The sequence below is a fragment of the Nocardia sp. CNY236 genome (assembly GCF_000482385.1).
Taxonomy (GTDB): domain Bacteria; phylum Actinomycetota; class Actinomycetes; order Mycobacteriales; family Mycobacteriaceae; genus Nocardia.
Genome location: NZ_KI519395.1, coordinates 134003 through 150881, shown reverse-complemented (window position 1 = coordinate 150881; position 16879 = coordinate 134003). Strand labels below are relative to the sequence as shown.

Below are 16879 nucleotides of genomic sequence, written 5' to 3'. Positions count from 1 at the left end.
CTTCAATCGGTGATGCATCCCATGAGGCCAGTCGACCTAGCGCGCGAGCACCGCCTGTCCACCCAGGCGATCAGAAACTACGAGGACGCCGGCATCCTGCCCCCCGCCGAACGCACCGTCCACGGCTACCGCATCTACACGCCGCTGCACGCGCAAGCCCTGCGCGCGTTCCTCGCCCTCGTGCCCGGGCACGGTCACCAGACCGCCACGTCGATCATGCGGGCGGTCAACCGAGGTGCGACCGAAGACGCGCTGCGGCTCATCGACAGCAGCCACGGCCACCTCCTCGATGACCGCCGCACCCTCGAGGCCGTCGACGCTGCGCTCCGCGATCTGGCGCCAGTACCGCAGCAAGGCGGAGACACGTTCATCGGCCCCCTGGCCAGACGGCTCGGCCTGCGCCCTGCCACCCTGCGCAAATGGGAGGGCGCCGGGCTGGTCCGGCCGCGCCGTGATCCGCAGACCGGATACCGGATCTACAGCGCAGCCGACGTGCGGGACATCCGGCTGGCCCACCAGCTCAGGCGAGGCGGCTACCTGCTGGAGCAGATCGCCCCGTTGATCGATCAGGTCCGCTCCGCCGGCGGCGTTGCCCCGCTGGAGTCGACCCTGCGCGACTGGCAGGCCCGCCTATCCGCTCGGGCCCGCGCCATGCTCGAGGGCGCCGCACACTTGGACGTCTACGTCCGTGCCTGCGAATCCTGATAGAACGAGTCACGGCCAACGGCGGCGCCGAAAGCGACCGCACACCTACAGCCTTACAGTCACAGGTGCCACGAAGCTGGGCTGCGTATACGGCACCCAACCCGAGCAGCCCTCCGATCGACATCGGCCGTCCCTCATTGGCCGACGCGACGAAAGGTAGAGCGGCGCTGGAAAGCCTGGTTCATTCGTTCCGCTACACAGTCGACAACTCCTGCCGGACTACGTAAGCACGTTGGATCGTGGCAGAAGCACGTCGAAAATCCAAGGCGTCTGTTCCGGGAAAGTACGGGAGCTGTCCAGCGCGGCTAGCCTGTACACATGGACCTCGGGGAAAGGCTCCAGAACCGCCGTAAGCGGCACGGACTCACCCAACGCGAGCTTGCGGAGTCTGCCGGTGTGTCCGTGTCTCTCATTCGCAAGATCGAGCAAGGCGAACGTGAAGACGCCCGGATAGCCACCCTGCGCCGACTTGCTGTTGGACTCGATTGCCCGCTGACAGCTCTACTCGGTCCAGCTCCCATCATTCCAGGCGATGGGAGCACTGGCGCCCTGTGGGTGCCCACCCGAGACGCGCTCGCACAACCTGCGGATGACGACGCGATGCCAGTACCTGGCCTGGAAGCGGCTTTGGCACATGCCACGCGGCTGTATCACGACAACGAGTACGGAGGGCTCGCCCAGGTTCTGCCGGGTTCGATTCAGGACGGCAATGCCGCCCCTCCCCTGCTACGCTCACGAGTACTGCAACTGACAGGGTCGGTGCTGGTGCAGACTCGCCAACTCGAACCCGCTCGACTGGCGCTGAATCGCTCGCTGACGGACGCGGAGTCCGCGGGTAATGCACTGGATGCGGCCTCTGCCGTCATCACACTGTGCTGGTTGTTGATCGTAGCAGCGGATGGCGCGAGACATCCTGAGCCGCATCATCACCAAGCGCCGGACACTCACACCGGAGATGCGAGAACTCGCTGAGGTAGTCCGGCTCGAGTACTGATGTGGCACTTCGCACCTTCGCCTCCGAAAGTGCCATAGTGGCAAGCCTATTGCTTGCGCAAGGCTTCTAACCGGTCCCGCAGCCGGGACACAGCCGAACCTCCGGTTCCTCGACGATGGGCGCCGACCGTCATCGACCGATGGGGCGTACCTATGTTGGATCGTGGCAAAAGCAGGTCGAACCTCGTCTCGGTCCTCGACACGAGCGGGGAGCTGGCTATCGGCACAGTCGTCACGGCCATTTCCGGCCGTAAGGTGTCCATATCGACCCCGTCGGTCGAGTGCCTGACTGCCGAGTTCGTCGCGATGGGTGCAGTGATCGACGAGTACCACGACTGACCCGGCACAACAGACGCCGTCGGCGCGGTGATCACAGCGATGAGTTTCGGCCGATATTCAAGTCTTCACCTACAAGACAGCCCACCGTGAGGAGTATCCGATGACAACCCCCGAGTACGCCAAGCCACCTGTGGTCGACCAATCGACGTGGCGCGCTGCGCTCGATGAACTGCGTGCGAGGGAAAAAGCCGCCACCCGTGAACTCGACGCCATCGCCGCGCAACGGCGTCGGCTTCCCATGGTAGAAATGCCCGACTATGTCCTGATCGGCGCGAACGGCCCCGTCCGACTGGCCGAGGTGTTCGACGGCCGATCCCAGCTGATCGTCTACAACCACATGTGGACAGACGGCGCGACCTGGCAGTGCGGCGGGTGCACCGGCTTCACGTCGCAGTTCACCCGATTGGACTTCCTCGACCTCTACGACGCGCGATTCGTCATCGTCACCAATGGACCGATCGACGAGGCTCTCGCCTACAAAGCCAGGGTCGGCAACGCGATGGACTGGTACTCGTCCTCGGAGAGCTCGTTCGCCGCCGACGTCGACGCGCCCCCAGGAGAAGGGTTCGCAGTGAACGTGTTCATGCGGCATGGGGACACCGTGTACCGCACCTGGCACACCAACGGTCGAGGCACCGAACAACTGAGCCACACGTTCCCGCTCATCGACCTGCTGCCCTGGGGTCGCCAAGAAGAGTGGCTGGACTCCCCCGAAGGGTGGCCCTCCCGGCCGACCTACTCGGGCTGGCTGGACTCGCCGGATATAGCAAAACTCTACGGCGACGATGCCCACTGACCACAAGTCCGTTGGCCAGCTCAAAGCTGTTCCGATTGATGGCGTCTACTGGTCGCAACCCGCATACAACCACCTCAGGCACGGTGACCGCGCCTGACTCGACAAATACTTTCAACGACACCGGGTTGCCGAATCGTCCGAGCGGATGCAGGAGGTGAGGCCAGTTCCGTCGATCGCCGCTCGGTTCAGGTCGCCTGTCACTGTCCCTTCGCTGTCCCCCGACCCGCTTGCACGGGGCAAACCCTGTGCTCTTTTCCTGCGCAGCAAGCCGACACACGAATACGCTGTGTTGCCGCGGCATCGAGACCGATCGACCGGTGCTCCTACGGCTCATCGCTCACGCGGCATCAGCTCCACCACCGAGCCGTCTACATCGGCGGCCAGGTAGGCGCCGCCGTAGTCGTCGGCCAAATACACCAGCACCGTAGGTTTGTCCTCGTTGAAGGTCCAGGCCGGATCGACGATGACGTAGCGGGAGGTCGGCTCAGGAATGCCGAGTTCGTCCTGAGCCGTCTGGAAGAGCGCCGGGAGAGCGCCCCACTCGACCGAGCGCAGGTTCACCGTCTCCGTCTCGGTGAGCTCGCCACCGGGACCCACATGGTGGGCTTTGCCTTCGCGGTAGGTGAATTCGTCGTACAGGGTTGGCTGGTCTTGCAGCGGCGCACCGGTGTCGACGAAGGTCGGGTAGAACGTCGTTTCTGTGAATCGCTCTCCGCCGGTGACCTGTTCGAGAGCGGTGATCGCGCGCAGGATTCCATCTGGGGTGAGCAGGTCACCGACCTGCGGTGCGCTCGGGGAGGTGGACTCGGAGGGCGGCTGGACGAAGAAGGTCGGTACGCTGGACGACTCACCCGATCCGGCGGACGCGCTCGTTCTGGCAGCTCGAGGCCACAGTGCAAACGCCGCGACCACCGTGGCGCAAACCACGACCACGAGAACCGCCACGATCCACAGCCGTCGCGGCGGACTGGTCGTCCCGGTGTGCGGATCAGCCACCGAATGCGCGGATGGTCCCGACCACAGCCGTCGCGGCGGACTGGTCGTCCCGGTGTGCGGATCGGACACCGAATGCGCGGATGGTCCCGACGGCATCATTGGAGCCGACAGGCTCGAAGGCACCGGCGGAACAACCCACGGCCCTGATGATCCGGCGAACGCCTGGGACAGCATCCGGTCCACATGCTCGGCCGATGGCCTACGGTCCGGATCGGGCACCAGCACAGCCCGCAAGACCGGTGCCAGCGGCCCCGCCTGCCGAGGCGCAGGCACGTCACCCGCCATGACGGCCGCCAGCGTAGCGACCGACGTTTCGCGGCGCAGCGGGTGATAGCCCTCCACCGCGGCATACAACAGCAGCCCCAACGACCACAGATCCGAGGCCGGATGGCCCTCCAGGCCGCCGAGCCGCTCCGGCGCGACATAGTCCAGCGAGCCGACAACACTGCCGCTGGAAGTGAGTCCTTCCAGCCCGTCGATCGCCGCGATCCCGAAATCGGTCAGTACCGGTGCACCATCCTCGCGCATGAGGACATTCGCCGGTTTGATGTCGCGGTGTAGTACGCCCGCCGCGTGTGTGGCACGCAGGCCTGCGAGAATCCCCTGGCCGATCCGCGCCGTCCACGCCGGAGCCATCGGTCCGGCCGCGAGGTGATCTGCGAGCGATCGACCCCGCACCAATTCCATGACGATCCAGGGATGGGTTTCCGCGGGCGAATCCACGATGTGATGGATTGCCACCACATTCGGGTGACCGATTCGGGCCAGTGCCCGAGCCTCCCGCAACACCCGCTCGCGCTGCACACTCGCCACCCCATTCGGCTCGGCCGCCCGTACCTCCTTCAGCGCCACCTCACGATGCAAGGCGACGTCGTACGCCCGCCATACCGTCCCCATGCCGCCACTACCGAGCGGATCGATCAACTCGAAACGCCCGTCAACCATCGTCCTCCCGGAATTCACCGCGCAAGCCTATGGTTTGCGCGGTGCCCGCGCGAGAGCCGACCCCAGCGTCGGGGCGGTTCACGCGGAACCGTTCGGCACGGCGTTCGAGGCGCGCGGCTGCGGGCCGGATAGGTTCAGGTCAGGGACCGGCAACCCACTCGCCGTTGCCGCTCGAGCCCGAGCACATCACTGACCTTCCATCGGAGGTCCGCGCGAGTTTTCCTAGGTATTCGGCCGAATCGCACGATTCACCGACCTCGTGGGTTTCGGGGACGATGGGCGCGGAGTGGACCCATCGGAATTGACCATTGCCCATGAAGATACACACCAACCACGTTCCATCCGCGGCCGTACCGAAGCGGCCAGATCGGGATTCATCGCAGAATGCCCCGGCTACCGGTGTGGTCGCCGGTGGCGTACTCGGGGCCGTGGTCTTCGTCGGCATCGGGACGACCGGCGGGGCAGGTTCGGGCATTGTCGTGCGGATCTCGGACGACGGTTGCGGTGCCACGGTCGATGGTTTCGCTACGGCGGGAGGAACTTTGACGCTGAGCACAGACGTGCTGAACGGCGCGGTCGCCAGGTGGAGCTTGGCGATATGCACTCCTTCGGGAAGTTGGAACAGTACGAATCCCGATCGAGTGTCGCCGGGCGCGAGTGTGCCACTTCGAAACGGATCGCGCTCGGTGTCGTCGAGCAGCCCCACGTCGTATTGCTCGCCGTTGTCGCCGACCGCGGTAAAGAACATCGGATTCACCTTCGCACCGGCGCTGCCGATATTCTGAACCCGCACTCGGACGGCTTCGAAGTGTTTACCGGGGTCGGGTTTGCTGAATCTATCTGCCACGGGTTCTGTTTCGAGGTCGATGGCCGTCAGCTCCAGCCCGTTCCCCTGGGCCGTCGTGGTCAGCGCCTCCTCGGGGGCCGATTGCGTAGTCGTCGTGCCGATCGGTGACTGCGCCCGATCCTCGTTGTCGTCCTTGTCTGTCCACAGGCCGGTGGCTACCGCGGCAACCAGAACCAGGGTGGCGGCACCGAAGACCGCGAAGGCCACGCGACCGTTGCCGACGGTCGTCACCGCCGCGTCGCGTCTCGTGCGATAGCAGTCAGCGACCAGTCGGCGATCGCCGTCAGCGCGACTCCCGAAATAGCGGTGAGGAACAGACCTATGCCGAGACTGATGGCACTCCCCAACGGACCGCTGTCACGAATGCCCTTCATCACCCGGACCAGGTCGTACGTCCCGACACGGAAGATGCCGAGCCCAAACAGCACCGTCATCCATGCCGCTGGCAGCTTCCCTGCTCGCCAAAAGGCGTGCGCGATCGTGGAGACACCAGCCAATGTCGCCATGACGACAGTGACCTTCCCGTCCGCGTCGATACCATTGGCGGTGAACCCGAACACGCTGATCCATGGTAAAACGCCGCGATCGCCGCGACAATGACGAACACCATCGGGAGCCAAGCCCACACCAGCCGCTTATCGACGACGATGACACCCGAATTCCGCGATGGCCGTGGATCGATCGCCGGTCGCGATCCATGAAATCCCCCTCCTGAGCGAACAAGACGAGCGCGTGAAGCGTATGCCGAATAGTCGAAAACCCAACTGCGGCAGCTGATCAGGCGCTGAACCCGCTGATCCAGCTGCGCCGGAAGACTGTGTCGACCTGGCCAGGACGTCGACCCTCTCGGCAGGCCAGGAACCCGGTCACCCCGCATTTGTCAGCCCACGTCTACCGTACGTACGATCCGGAAGACTGCACGGGTCTCCGGCCCGACCACGCGCCCCCCTTGAATTGTCCGAACGTGTTGCCCCGGAGGCTATTCACTGCCAGGGCAGCGGGCAAGCGAGGACGCGCGGGCGGGCGGGCGGGCGGGTGGGAGGGAGATGCGGCCGTCGCCGACGCAGACCGTGGCGCCGGCGAGCCCAGATGTGTTTTCTGAGAAGTGAGTGGGAGCGATGGCGTCAGTAGAACAGCAGGTGCGCGGCGCGGACAGAGTGATATGTCAGAATCTGGACAGCCTTGCGGACGAGCGAGGATTCCTGTCACAGAACTTGCTCGCGCAGCTACGAAATCTCGTCGAGGGCCTCACTGTCTGGGCGCACGTCAACGATCCTTCGACTGAATTTCACTACGCCAAGGTGGGACCGGCGTTGGATACGGTCAGGGCGACCGCCAAGTGGCGGCCCCTGAGCCGGTTTCACAATCTACTCCAAACGAGCGCTTCACACTACACGCTGGACCGTGACCCATCGGAACGTCTGATGCTGAAGTACTATGAGTACTTGCTTCGAACTCGCGAGATCGCGAGAAAGCAATTGGGCATCACACTTCTCGGCAGCCTGGAGAAGTTCCCGGTCGACCTCGACCCGTCCCTTCGCGAGTACCACGAAAAGATCGCGGTACGCATCAAAGTACTGCGAATGATGCCGTCGTCGAACCAGCGCCGCGAGCGTTACTACATCCACAGTTCGCGGCCATTCTTCGTTGGCGGCCATATCTACTACGAGGTCACCTTTCACCTCGCTCACAATCGGACTAGTAAGTTCGATCGCATCATCGGATTCACCGACATCGACGTCACCGACAAGTACGCTGCCTACCTGGAGCTGGCGAGCGATTCGATCACCGTGCTCGGCCACATGATGCCGATCGTCGTCATCCGTTCGTGGGATGTGTCGATCCGCCCCTGCGAGTTCGATCACTTTGCGAGCATCCTCGGTCGGACGATTCACGTCCTGTCAAGCCACACCGAGTACCGCAACCTGATGCAGTACCTCACGGTCACCCACTCCAATCTTCTCGATCTCGTAGACATGACCGAGGCGCGCTACGTCCAAATCCGCACCTGGGTTCTCGATGACTCCCGACGAACTGCGCTGATCTTCCCCGCGCTCGACCAGGCCCGTGCGCTGATCCGCCAGAATCGGCCGGGTTCGCGTCTACTGCGGTATCTGATGCTTCGGATGAACAACCAAATCATCAAAGCGCAACTCGGCGAGACTGCGTGCGCAGCACTGTCAGACCTTTGGTTGTCGCCAGGGTGTCGGCCGTTCGACACGATGCCGTACTGCACTTCGCCGCGTCGGCACAACCCCTCCTTTGCCGACCTCGCGGAAAGTTTGAACGCGACGAGCCGACAGCACGAGTTGCTGGCGCGCCGCGTCAGGAACAACGTCGAGAAGCACGGTGCCATCTACACACCGGTCTCAGAACTCGAAGACTTGGGTGACGTCGACGAACTGATCAACCGCTACAATCGTGAACTCCCGCCTACCACTCGACACGCACCCCGGAAGCTGGCACACGCGAACGGGCATGTGTTCATCGTCGGATACGAGGACGACACTGTCACGATCATCCAAAATCTACAAAGAATTGCTTCTAGAGGCGTCGATGAACACCGCAAAGACGTGCAGCTGTGGATCGAAGCGCACCCCAATGCCATCGACGACCAGCTGAAGGCCGACGCGTTGAAAGCGCTTTTCGAACACTCAAAGATCGCGCTCATCTATGGCGCGGCCGGCACAGGGAAGTCGACGATGGTGAAGAACATCGCCAGCTACTTCGCCGACAAGTCCAAACTCTACCTCGCACACACGAACCCGGCCGTCGACAACCTGAAGCATCTGGTAGGGGCACCGAACACGGAGTTCAGCACGATCAGCAAGCACGTGTACAGCAGCTCAACGTTCGACAAACGGTACGACGTCCTCGTAATTGATGAATGCAGCATCGTGAGCAACGCTAGTCTGCTCAAAGTACTCGAGAACACCTCCTTCGACCTACTCGTGCTCGTGGGCGACGTATACCAGATCGAGTCGATCGAGTTCGGTAACTGGTTCAATATCATCCGTTCATATATCCCGGAACAATCGGTCTTCGAGCTGACCAAGCCCTTCAGGACGACCGACGAGGAATTGCTCACCTTGTGGAGCAGGGTACGAAGTCTGGATGACCGCATCGAGGAGTCACTATCCAAGAACGGCTACTCGAAGGTGCTGGGCGGCTCGCTCTTCCAACACCACGGTGCCGACGAGATCGTGCTCTGCTTGAACTACGACGGACTTTACGGCATCAACAATGTGAATCGCTTCCTACAGGCGAACAACCCCAATCCCGCTGTGACCTGGAGCGAGCGCACCTACAAGGTCGGTGACCCCGTGCTCTTCAACGAAACCGACCGGTTTCGGCCAGTGATCTTCAACAACTTGAAAGGCGAGATCGTAAAGATCGATCACGTGCGCGGCCGCATCACATTCGACGTGAGGCTCGAACTAGACATTACGGCAGACCAGGTGCACCACACTGATCTGCGCTGGATCGAGGGCTCGACCGTTCGATTCCACGTCTACGAGCGCGGGAACACCGATGATGACGACGACACAGTCCATACGATCGTACCCTTCCAGATCGCGTATGCCATCTCGATCCACAAGGCACAAGGTCTCGAGTACGACTCCGTCAAGGTTGTCATCACGGACGCCAACGAGGAGAGCATCTCCCACAACATCTTCTACACCGCGATCACCCGAGCCCGTAAGCGCCTCGAGGTGTTCTGGACACCGGAAACGCAGCAACGAATCTTGAGCGGCCTCACGATCCGTGAGAACACAAAAGACGAGCACCTGCTGAGGGTGCGCCGTGACGTGAGACCCGTGTCAGCGCGGCCGAGGCGCCAGAGAGCTCGTCAGCGGCCGTAGGCAATCGCGACTGAATCCTCGGCGGATTTGTCTACACCCAGACAGGAATCCGACTCGGCAGGAGAATTCGCACGCGTTGATCCGGGGACAGTACAAGAGTCCGACGCTACAGACTCGCGCCGAGCCAGTTCGCGAACCCCAGTGCGGGCAGTGAAGTCGCATCCGTACAAAGATGACTGCCGCCGATGTAGGCAGTCATGCCGGGGAGCCTTGCGAGCAGGTCGATGGTGCCGAGTGCCGATGCCATCAGGCGATCGGCGAGGTGGTGACCGAGGCACTGCTCAGGTCACAAACCTTCTTCCGTGCGTTGCTGGCCTCCGGGGCCGGAGGCTCTGCGTGCCGCCGCTGTCGGCGTAGCGTACGGCCGCATCCAACAGGGCTGATTCGGCATTGTGCCCGGCCAGGATGCCCACGCCGAAAGCCCGTCCGCTCGTCGGAACGACGAGTTGTGGGCACCCGGACAGGCCGGCGGGCGCAGTCAGCCGGAAGGTCGTCAGCCGGTAGGCCGCCAGTTCCGCGTCGTCGGCGTGCCGGGAGGGCGGCAGATGCGGCATGACCGGAAGCACGATTACCGATCCGTCCTCGACGATGCTGTTCATACGTTCGCGGTAGACCTCCCGGGTCCGCTCTTCGGCCCGCTGTTGATCGGCGGGCATATCGCTGACCTTTTCGGCGTGCCGCAGCCGTCCGGCGATGAGGGGGTGGAATGCGTCCCTGTGCTCGCGTACCCATGCACCGTGGGTCTGCCAGATCTCTCTGTCCACCAGATTCGCGAACATCGAGGCCGACTCATCGGAGACGAAGTCCGCGAAGGCGAAGGAGGTGTCGACAGCGCAGCCGAGCACCTCGGACAAGGTTTCCACTGTCGACCGGATGGCTCGCGCCGCCTCCTCGCAGGCGAGGCTCACGCAGTCTCGGGGAAAGCGGATACGCGAGATCTCTCGCCGAGGCCGGTCGGTCCCGTCGCCGCAGGCGATGGCGAAGCTCTGGGCGAGCAGTGCCGGGTCGATACACATCAAGCCCACTGTGTCGAACGACGGGGCCAGCGGGAGCACTCCGGTGGTGTCCAGTACCCCATGCGTGGGACGCAGGCCGAACAATCCACAGCCTGCCGACGGGACGCGTATCGATCCCGCGGTATCCGTGCCCAGACCGATGTCGACCGCTCGGCCGGCCACGGCTGATGCGGGACCCGAGGACGATCCCCCGGCGAAACGGTCCGGGTAACGGGGATTCAGCGGAGCTATACCCTCCCCGGTATTGCCTTCCAGCGAGTAGGCCAGTTCATCGAGTTTGCCCACACCGGCGATCGCCGCGCCCGCGTCGAGAAGGCGCTCGAGTACCGGGGCTGTCGTCTCACTGGGTGGATGAGTCGCTCGCCACGCGGCGAGGCCGTAGGAAGATCTGTGCCCAGCGAGCGCGATCATGTCCTTCACCGCGACCGAGTGACCGCTGAGCCCGCCCGCACATCGCGCAGGCCGAGGTGCCGAGGTGGGCACCCAGCAATGGAGGTCTTCTTCGGCTTCTGTCATGATCGTCCACTCCTTCTCCTGGAAGGCGTACGAAGGTGATGGGGTAGTCGAGTCGGGTTCGCAAAGCCATCCTGTACATCGCTCACCACGGCTGATTCCCCCTCGAGATTCTCCGAAACTGATGAAGTCGATACCAGCAGCGCGGCTATCGGCATCGCGGCCCGCAACCGCTGCTCCTGCTGGTCGATGACTGTCCGGACGAACGAACACATCGGATCCCGAGAAAGGCATGGAGCGTATGACAGAAGGTGCCACGCTGGTGGTGTCGGTGAACGTTCGCCCTGGCCTGACCGAGGAGTATCGGCGTTGGCAGGACAGGGTGATCGCTGCGGCGACCGACTTCACCGGCTGTGAGGCGACGCAAGTCCATCCGCCCGAATCGGGCGAGGGCGAGCAATGGGTGATCGCCTTCCGATTCTCGCAGCCCGAACAGCTCACGGCCTGGCTTCACTCGGATGTGCGGAGGTCCTTGCTCGAGGAGGGGGATGCCCTGATCGTCGACCAACGCATCCAGGACGTCCTGCTCGGCGGTGCGCCCGCCCATCGAAGGCCCGTTACCGCGATCATCTCGCACGAAGTGCTGCCGGGCCGTGAGCGAGACTACGAGCATTGGCGGGACGAGGTCCTCGAGGCAGCGAGGACCTTCCCTGGTTTCACGGGTTCGGAGGTCTTCGAGCCCGTGGCGGGCATCCAGGAACGTTGGGTCACGCTCATCCGTTTCGACACCCGTGGAGATCTCGACAATTGGCTGAAATCCGACGTCTACACCGAACAGCTCGAGGTAGGACGCCAGAATTTCGCCATCTATCAGGTGCGCAAAGTCGCATCCGGCTTCAGCGGCTGGTTCCGATTCGACAAGGGGGACAAAGGGATGGCCCCGGACGTTCCCCCCAACTGGAAGCAGGCCTTTGCGGTACTCCTCGCGCTCTATCCGATAGTGGTGTTCTTGTCGTACGGCGGGTCCGCACTCGGCGATATCGGGACACCTGTGTTCGTGCAGTTGTTCGTCGAGTCCGCGCTGAGTGTCGCGGCTTTGACCTGGATCGCTATGCCGGTGGTCAACAGATTCTTGGCCTTTTGGCTCATCCCCAGTCGAGTGCGCACCACGACCCGGCAACTCGCCGGTGTCGGGATCGTCGTCCTGGGATGGGCCGTGTCTGTTTCGTTCTTCGGGTTCCTCGACCTCGTTCTTTCGTGACGGCTCAGCCTGCATACTAGTGAGGGTCACGGGTGAACGCCCACCAGCACGTGGTCGGGATCCTCCTCCGTATGGAGTCGAACCAGAAACCCGCCGGTGAACTTTCGGATGACCACCGAACGGGTCTGAATTTGTCGCGGATTCACCAACTATGTGGTGGCGCCCGTGCTCATCTCCGGGTCGATCTGGGTGAGCATCGAGCGCGCCCAGTCGGTGCCCTTGTGCCCGTCCGGCAGAGCCGCGTACCCATCTTCGGCTTCCCGGATCGCGTCCGCCATGTTGCCCATCGCCGCCAGCACAATGCCGCGCTCGAGGCCCCAGAACCCTGGGGTGTACCAGTAGCCGAACGAGGGAAGGTCGATGCCCTCCGTCGCGGCGGCTGCGGCGTCGGCGTGCTTCAGTGCCCGCGCGGCCCGGCGACGATCACCTTGCAGCGCGAGCAGCTCGGCCCGCTGGAAGCGGTCGTAGACACCGAGAATCGGGTGCGCCCGCGTGACGGCTATCGCCGACTCGGTCAGGTCGACCGCGCGCCGCAGATCGCCGTTGTGGCGAGCGGTGTCGGCGCGGAAGCTGCGCGCGTGCGCAAGCTGTGATGGGTCGTCACCGTCCTCGGCGAGCTTCACAGCATCCCCCAGGATCCGGTCCGCCAGGTGCCCCCGATTCGTGGTCTGTTCCAGCCAGCCACGGTAGCAGGCGACTTCGGATGCAAGACTGGCCGACGCTGAGCCGCCTGCACGGTGGCGTGCCAGGGTGCGCGCGGTGGTGTCCATGCCGCGGACCAGCTGCACGACGGACGCCGCCCCGGCGACGTCCTCGAGGTGCCGAGTGCGCTCGAGGACGACCGTGAGGTCCGCCAACCCCGCGCGGCCCGCGCTCGACGGGTGGCCCACGGTCGAGCCGAGCCGTTCCAGGTCGACAGCATCGAGTCCCAGCACGGGGTCGCACAGCACCGACCGATACGCCTCGAGCACCGTGGCTGTGACGGGTCGCTGTCCGGTCTCGACGAGCGATAGATAGCCGGGAGTGAAGGAAGTTCGGCCAGCCATCCGGCGTAACCTGATCCCCGCGACCATGCGCAGCTCCCGCAGCAGTTCGCCCGCCACTCCCGCATCGGTAGACACAAGCAAACAGTAAACCTGTTCAGCGAACGACGCTGGAGGAAAACACTTTCCCCAGCACCTGGCGTCGGGTCGAGTCCGGCGGGTGCTTACCAACTGTGTAGCCGGATGGGACAGACCATAACTTTCAGACGACCAACTGCACAGGACCACGCCCGACGATGTCCGCAGTTATGCTTCTCTGCAACATTTTTCGTGGTTTCAGAAGAGGGTGGCGTCCGCAGTTTTCCAGCCGAATCCATGCGCTCTATCCGGGCACGCACAGGGGCATGGTCAGTGGGGAACATCCGCTTCCCCCTCCGCCGCCCGTCTCCACTTCGCCGCCCACTCCGAGCGGCGGTGCTCGACCGGTAGCGCGTCCACTGCCGCTTCGACCTCATCCCGTGACCGGTCGACCCGCCCCAGGGTCCGCAGTACGCGGGCACGCTGGAGTCCGAAGAATCCAGGGGTGTACCAATATCCGGCGTCCGGAGCGCCTTCCGCCGCAGCCGAGTCTGCCGTCTTGTCGGCCATCACCAGTAGGCGCTGCGCTTCGCATGGCTCACCGTTCACCGCATGGACACGGGCGCGCTGGAAGCGCTCGTAAACACCGATCAGTGGATGGACTCCGGGCACCCGGAGGGCCGCGTCCGACAGAGCAGCGGACTCGGCCCAGTCTCCTCGTTCCAGATCCACGTACGCGGTGAACGACAAACCATGCACCAGGCGGTCAGGGTCGCCGGACTCGATAGCCAGATCCACCGCCTTGCGAAGACTCTTCCGACAGGCGGTGTCGGCACCGGTCGCGTGCTCCAGCCATCCTCGGTACTGGGCTATCTCCGAAGCGATTCCCGCCGCCCTACCGGCTACGCTCGACCGCGCGGAGTCAGCGAAGGACTCCGCCATCGTCGCTATGCCCTGCACCGCCGGGAGCACTGCCAGTGGGCTCGCCGGGCGATTTCACGCAGCGCTACCCCCGCCGCTTCTCGCGCGGCCCGAAGCATCGCCCCTGGTTCCATGTGCCCCAGCTCCCGACTGAAAACACCTGTCAACACCGTAAGCCAGTTCGGACTGGTTTCGCACACATAGCGTCTATTTCAGCCCGCCGCTGGGTAGACGCCGTGCCCTCACAGAGTCCCCGGTGGCGGGTGCCTACCAACTGTGTAGCCGGATGCACGGACCATATGGACTCAGCGATGAACACCGGGCGGTACCTCCAGCACAGCGACGGCACATGGTCGATGGTCGGCCTGGACGGGTGGCCGATCCGCGTAGACGAACTGGACGAATTCCACCCCGATGCCCTGTCGGCCATCGCGGCCGTGCCTCTACCAGTGATCGACATGGAACTGATCATCTTGTGGAACAGTACAATTCGATGACTAGTGGATGGATCATCCTCGGGTGGGTGGCCGTGATCGGCCTGCCCTTGGTGGTGCTGGTGACCGCGATCCTGTGGCCCGAGCACATCCCGAAAGACCGGTCCGTGGAGGGAATCCGGCAGCGGATCGAGGACGAGGACGGCGAGTAGTCGGCACCCACCGGCCCTATGGTGTTCGCTTGCGGTAGCGGTTGAGGACGAAGGTTTCGGCGAGATTCCCGCCCCGCAACGCACTGCTGAACTCGAATGCGATGGTTCCCGCATACTCGTCACGACGGCGAGGATCGCGCCGCTCTGGACCCACTGACCGAACGGGTCAGGATCTTTCGATTACAAGCTGATTGTTCGTCACACGACGATGGGACGAAATCTCCGCAACTTTCTTACGCCCCATTCCGAGTGACACAGCCCGGACTCCCATCGAACTGCAAGCTGCTACCATATTCCGGTAGGAAATTCAGAGCAAACCACCCGGCATTGGTGCATCGAAAAACACCTTGTCCAAAACCATGTCGTTTTCGTGCCTCGGGATCGAATCCAAGAAGCGAAACACAGCTTTGCTGCTGATAATTGCTCCCCCATCTGGACTCGAACCAGAAACCTGCCGATTAACAGTCGGCTGCTCTGCCAATTGAGCTATAGGGGAATATTGGCGGATCATCCCGACCGGGGATGACCTGACAACAACTTTAGCGCATGGCCGAGCGGAGCCCAAATCGCTTCGCTACCTGCTGAGTTGTACGAAATCGCGCGGGAGTTGGTAGTGGGTATCCGGATCGACAGCCTCGTGGGGCGTCGGGCAGGATAGGGGCGGCAAACGGGCGACTGGGAGGAGCACATCGAGATGCTGCGGTTGATCATCGGCGTAGCGGCGGGGTACGTGCTCGGCAGCAAGGCTGGGCGAGCTCGCTACGAGCAGATCAGCGCGGCGACTCGCGCGGTAGCCGCGAGCCCGGTGACCCGCAAGCTCGTCCTCGTCGGCAGGCAGAGACTATCGGACAGGCTCAGCACCCGCCCCGTACTGGAGCCGATGGAACCGCTCGACGAGCGGACCACCGTGCTGGTGCCGCACGATCAGCTGCGACGCTGAGCACACCACCTCATCGAGGTGCGAGCTGTCGCGCCCGGACCATCTGGACAGGGCGATATCGGACGTGGGCCAGTACTCCATCCCTCCGTGATCATGGTGTGAGTCGAGATCGGCACTGATAGCGACGGCGCCGGGCTCGACGCTGATTTGCTGGCATCGGCAAAATGACCATCGGATCCGCTGACAGGGCGTTCATGCTTTCGGCAGTTCGAAGCAGCGCCAGAGAGACGGGCTACCCGTATGGTTTCAGGTCGTCAGAGTAGGCGAGAATTGTGGCGGTCGTCGCACTCGCGTCGCCTGCTCGAAAGCGTACGGGTAGCCGATGAGCTTGGACTCCGCAAATGCTCCCGCGAAGAACGACAATCCGACAGGCAAGTCGTGCACATAGCCGGCAGGCACCGAAATGTGTGGGTATCCCGCTACCGCAGGGGCTGTGGAACACCCACCCGGCAGGACGTTGTCCCCGACCAGCGGGTCGATGACGTACGGCGGTGACCCTTCGGTCGGTGCGACGATCGCGTCCAGCCGGTGTTCGTGCAGCGCCTTGTCGATTCCGTCGGTACGGCCCCAAGTACGGTCAACATGGTGGTCACATCGGCCACGCAGCGGCCCATGGGCCCGGTGGTGTCCTGTGGAGCGGCCACCCCGATGACACCCGAGCGACTCAGCAACCCGACAATGGGTTTGATCCCGACGAGCGGACCGCGGACCCGGCCCTGCCGCCGCTCCGCATCGAACCCATCGGCAATTGCCTGCGCATCGGGGTTCACCTCGATCAACGACCTCAGCGTCGGACCGGAAGAGTCGATCTCCGACACCCGGCGCAGATAGCGCCCGGTCAAGGCGGCAGCGGTCCATGCGCCGTCCTCGAAAGCCCGTTGAAGCTGCAGTACCCGCAGCAGCAGATCAGCGGCTCAACCGCTGGAATCGCAGCACGGCCAAGGGCAGGAAGATCGCGGCCGCATCACCCCAGACGGGTTACTCGACGACATGGCGCACCCGCTGCAGCGAACCGTAAGCTACTGCGGCGCAGAAGAATCCGTACCATCATACCGGAACGCCCTGATCAGGTTCTGGCCCTGGTGGTCGAATGGCCA

17 protein-coding genes and 1 tRNA gene are annotated in these 16879 nt (G+C 63.5%); 9 read left to right on the top strand and 9 right to left on the bottom strand.

All coding sequences use genetic code 11. The features are described from left to right. The first annotated feature begins 21 nt into the window (after positions 1–21). The 4 genes from K940_RS0124915 (at position 22) to K940_RS0124900 (ending at position 2833) form a co-directional block, all read left to right on the top strand. Positions 22–705: a TioE family transcriptional regulator gene (locus tag K940_RS0124915; RefSeq protein WP_051407539.1), complete on the top strand. Its 684-nt coding sequence runs from the start codon at positions 22–24 to the stop codon at positions 703–705. A 318-nt stretch (positions 706–1023) separates the two neighbouring features. Continuing rightward, a complete protein-coding gene (locus K940_RS30290) occupies positions 1024–1677 on the top strand; it encodes a helix-turn-helix domain-containing protein (RefSeq protein ID WP_081706643.1) in 654 nt (217 codons plus the stop codon). A gap of 174 nt (positions 1678–1851) precedes the next feature. After that, the gene (locus tag K940_RS0124905) at positions 1852–2037 is read left to right on the top strand and encodes a hypothetical protein (protein WP_028479699.1); all 186 of its coding nucleotides are present in this window, start codon (positions 1852–1854) and stop codon (positions 2035–2037) included. Between the two features lie 100 nt (positions 2038–2137). After that, positions 2138–2833, top strand: a complete 696-nt coding sequence (locus K940_RS0124900) for a DUF899 family protein (protein ID WP_028479698.1) — start codon at positions 2138–2140, stop codon at positions 2831–2833. Between the two features lie 330 nt (positions 2834–3163). Here K940_RS0124900 and K940_RS0124895 read toward each other — a convergent pair whose 3' ends face one another. The 3 genes from K940_RS0124895 to K940_RS0124885 all read right to left on the bottom strand — a co-directional run bounded on the left by K940_RS0124895 (position 3164) and on the right by K940_RS0124885 (position 6181). Further along, positions 3164–4774, bottom strand: a complete 1611-nt coding sequence (locus tag K940_RS0124895; protein WP_028479697.1) for a serine/threonine-protein kinase — start codon at positions 4772–4774, stop codon at positions 3164–3166. A 139-nt stretch (positions 4775–4913) separates the two neighbouring features. Then, entirely contained in the window at positions 4914–5852 is a 939-nt protein-coding gene (locus K940_RS31215) for a DUF4352 domain-containing protein (protein ID WP_051407522.1), read from the bottom strand. Then, entirely contained in the window at positions 5849–6181 is a 333-nt protein-coding gene (locus K940_RS0124885) for a hypothetical protein (RefSeq protein ID WP_155981115.1), read from the bottom strand. Before K940_RS0124885 ends, K940_RS31215 begins: the two co-directional genes overlap by 4 nt. Before the next feature lie 864 nt (positions 6182–7045). Here K940_RS0124885 and K940_RS0124880 point away from each other — a divergent pair. Next, complete coding sequence (locus K940_RS0124880) at positions 7046–9484, top strand: ATP-dependent RecD-like DNA helicase (RefSeq protein ID WP_231390509.1); 2439 nt, start codon at positions 7046–7048, stop codon at positions 9482–9484. Positions 9485–9590: 106 nt separating this feature from the next. Here K940_RS0124880 and K940_RS33335 read toward each other — a convergent pair whose 3' ends face one another. Together K940_RS33335 and K940_RS30280 are read right to left on the bottom strand one after the other, a co-directional pair. Then, positions 9591–9731, bottom strand: a complete 141-nt coding sequence (locus K940_RS33335) for a hypothetical protein (protein WP_196812361.1) — start codon at positions 9729–9731, stop codon at positions 9591–9593. A 34-nt stretch (positions 9732–9765) separates the two neighbouring features. Further along, positions 9766–11016, bottom strand: coding sequence for an amidase family protein (locus K940_RS30280; RefSeq protein ID WP_051407521.1), 1251 nt, complete (start codon positions 11014–11016; stop codon positions 9766–9768). A gap of 238 nt (positions 11017–11254) precedes the next feature. On the opposite strand from K940_RS30280, the gene K940_RS0124865 reads away from it, so the two are divergent. Continuing rightward, the gene (locus K940_RS0124865) at positions 11255–12214 is read left to right on the top strand and encodes an antibiotic biosynthesis monooxygenase (protein WP_036530283.1); all 960 of its coding nucleotides are present in this window, start codon (positions 11255–11257) and stop codon (positions 12212–12214) included. A gap of 149 nt (positions 12215–12363) precedes the next feature. Here K940_RS0124865 and K940_RS0124855 read toward each other — a convergent pair whose 3' ends face one another. Together K940_RS0124855 and K940_RS30275 are read right to left on the bottom strand one after the other, a co-directional pair. Next, complete coding sequence (locus tag K940_RS0124855; protein ID WP_231390508.1) at positions 12364–13335, bottom strand: helix-turn-helix domain-containing protein; 972 nt, start codon at positions 13333–13335, stop codon at positions 12364–12366. A gap of 270 nt (positions 13336–13605) precedes the next feature. Beyond that, complete coding sequence (locus tag K940_RS30275) at positions 13606–14073, bottom strand: hypothetical protein (protein WP_231390507.1); 468 nt, start codon at positions 14071–14073, stop codon at positions 13606–13608. 434 nt (positions 14074–14507) lie between these two features. Between K940_RS30275 and K940_RS0124845 the strand changes: the two genes are divergently transcribed. Next, positions 14508–14693 (top strand): hypothetical protein, encoded by a 186-nt coding sequence (locus K940_RS0124845; RefSeq protein WP_155981113.1) that lies wholly within the window; start codon positions 14508–14510, stop codon positions 14691–14693. Continuing rightward, positions 14690–14842 (top strand): hypothetical protein, encoded by a 153-nt coding sequence (locus K940_RS32730; RefSeq protein WP_155981112.1) that lies wholly within the window; start codon positions 14690–14692, stop codon positions 14840–14842. The genes K940_RS0124845 and K940_RS32730 overlap by 4 nt, the downstream gene beginning before the upstream one ends. Positions 14843–15265: 423 nt before the next feature. Here K940_RS32730 and K940_RS0124825 read toward each other — a convergent pair. Beyond that, positions 15266–15338, bottom strand: a tRNA-Asn gene (locus K940_RS0124825). Between the two features lie 198 nt (positions 15339–15536). On the opposite strand from K940_RS0124825, the gene K940_RS0124820 reads away from it, so the two are divergent. Continuing rightward, the gene (locus tag K940_RS0124820; protein WP_028479691.1) at positions 15537–15782 is read left to right on the top strand and encodes a hypothetical protein; all 246 of its coding nucleotides are present in this window, start codon (positions 15537–15539) and stop codon (positions 15780–15782) included. A gap of 419 nt (positions 15783–16201) precedes the next feature. On the opposite strand, the gene K940_RS34230 is transcribed toward K940_RS0124820, so the two are convergent. Then, positions 16202–16426: a hypothetical protein gene (locus tag K940_RS34230; RefSeq protein WP_231390514.1), complete on the bottom strand. Its 225-nt coding sequence runs from the start codon at positions 16424–16426 to the stop codon at positions 16202–16204. Positions 16427–16879 lie beyond the last annotated feature (453 nt).

Bases quoted from the DNA above. Each gene is read 5' to 3' on its own strand.
- K940_RS0124915 (WP_051407539.1), top strand. From the start codon at position 22: ATGAGGCCAGTCGACCTAGCGCGCGAGCACCGCCTGTCCACCCAGGCG.
- K940_RS30290 (WP_081706643.1), top strand. From the start codon at position 1,024: ATGGACCTCGGGGAAAGGCTCCAGAACCGCCGTAAGCGGCACGGACTC.
- K940_RS0124905 (WP_028479699.1), top strand. From the start codon at position 1,852: ATGTTGGATCGTGGCAAAAGCAGGTCGAACCTCGTCTCGGTCCTCGAC.
- K940_RS0124900 (WP_028479698.1), top strand. From the start codon at position 2,138: ATGACAACCCCCGAGTACGCCAAGCCACCTGTGGTCGACCAATCGACG.
- K940_RS0124895 (WP_028479697.1), bottom strand. From the start codon at position 4,774: ATGGTTGACGGGCGTTTCGAGTTGATCGATCCGCTCGGTAGTGGCGGC.
- K940_RS0124880 (WP_231390509.1), top strand. From the start codon at position 7,046: ATGCTGAAGTACTATGAGTACTTGCTTCGAACTCGCGAGATCGCGAGA.
- K940_RS33335 (WP_196812361.1), bottom strand. From the start codon at position 9,731: ATGGCATCGGCACTCGGCACCATCGACCTGCTCGCAAGGCTCCCCGGC.
- K940_RS30280 (WP_051407521.1), bottom strand. From the start codon at position 11,016: ATGACAGAAGCCGAAGAAGACCTCCATTGCTGGGTGCCCACCTCGGCA.
- K940_RS0124865 (WP_036530283.1), top strand. From the start codon at position 11,255: ATGACAGAAGGTGCCACGCTGGTGGTGTCGGTGAACGTTCGCCCTGGC.
- K940_RS0124845 (WP_155981113.1), top strand. From the start codon at position 14,508: ATGAACACCGGGCGGTACCTCCAGCACAGCGACGGCACATGGTCGATG.
- K940_RS32730 (WP_155981112.1), top strand. From the start codon at position 14,690: ATGACTAGTGGATGGATCATCCTCGGGTGGGTGGCCGTGATCGGCCTG.
- K940_RS0124820 (WP_028479691.1), top strand. From the start codon at position 15,537: ATGCTGCGGTTGATCATCGGCGTAGCGGCGGGGTACGTGCTCGGCAGC.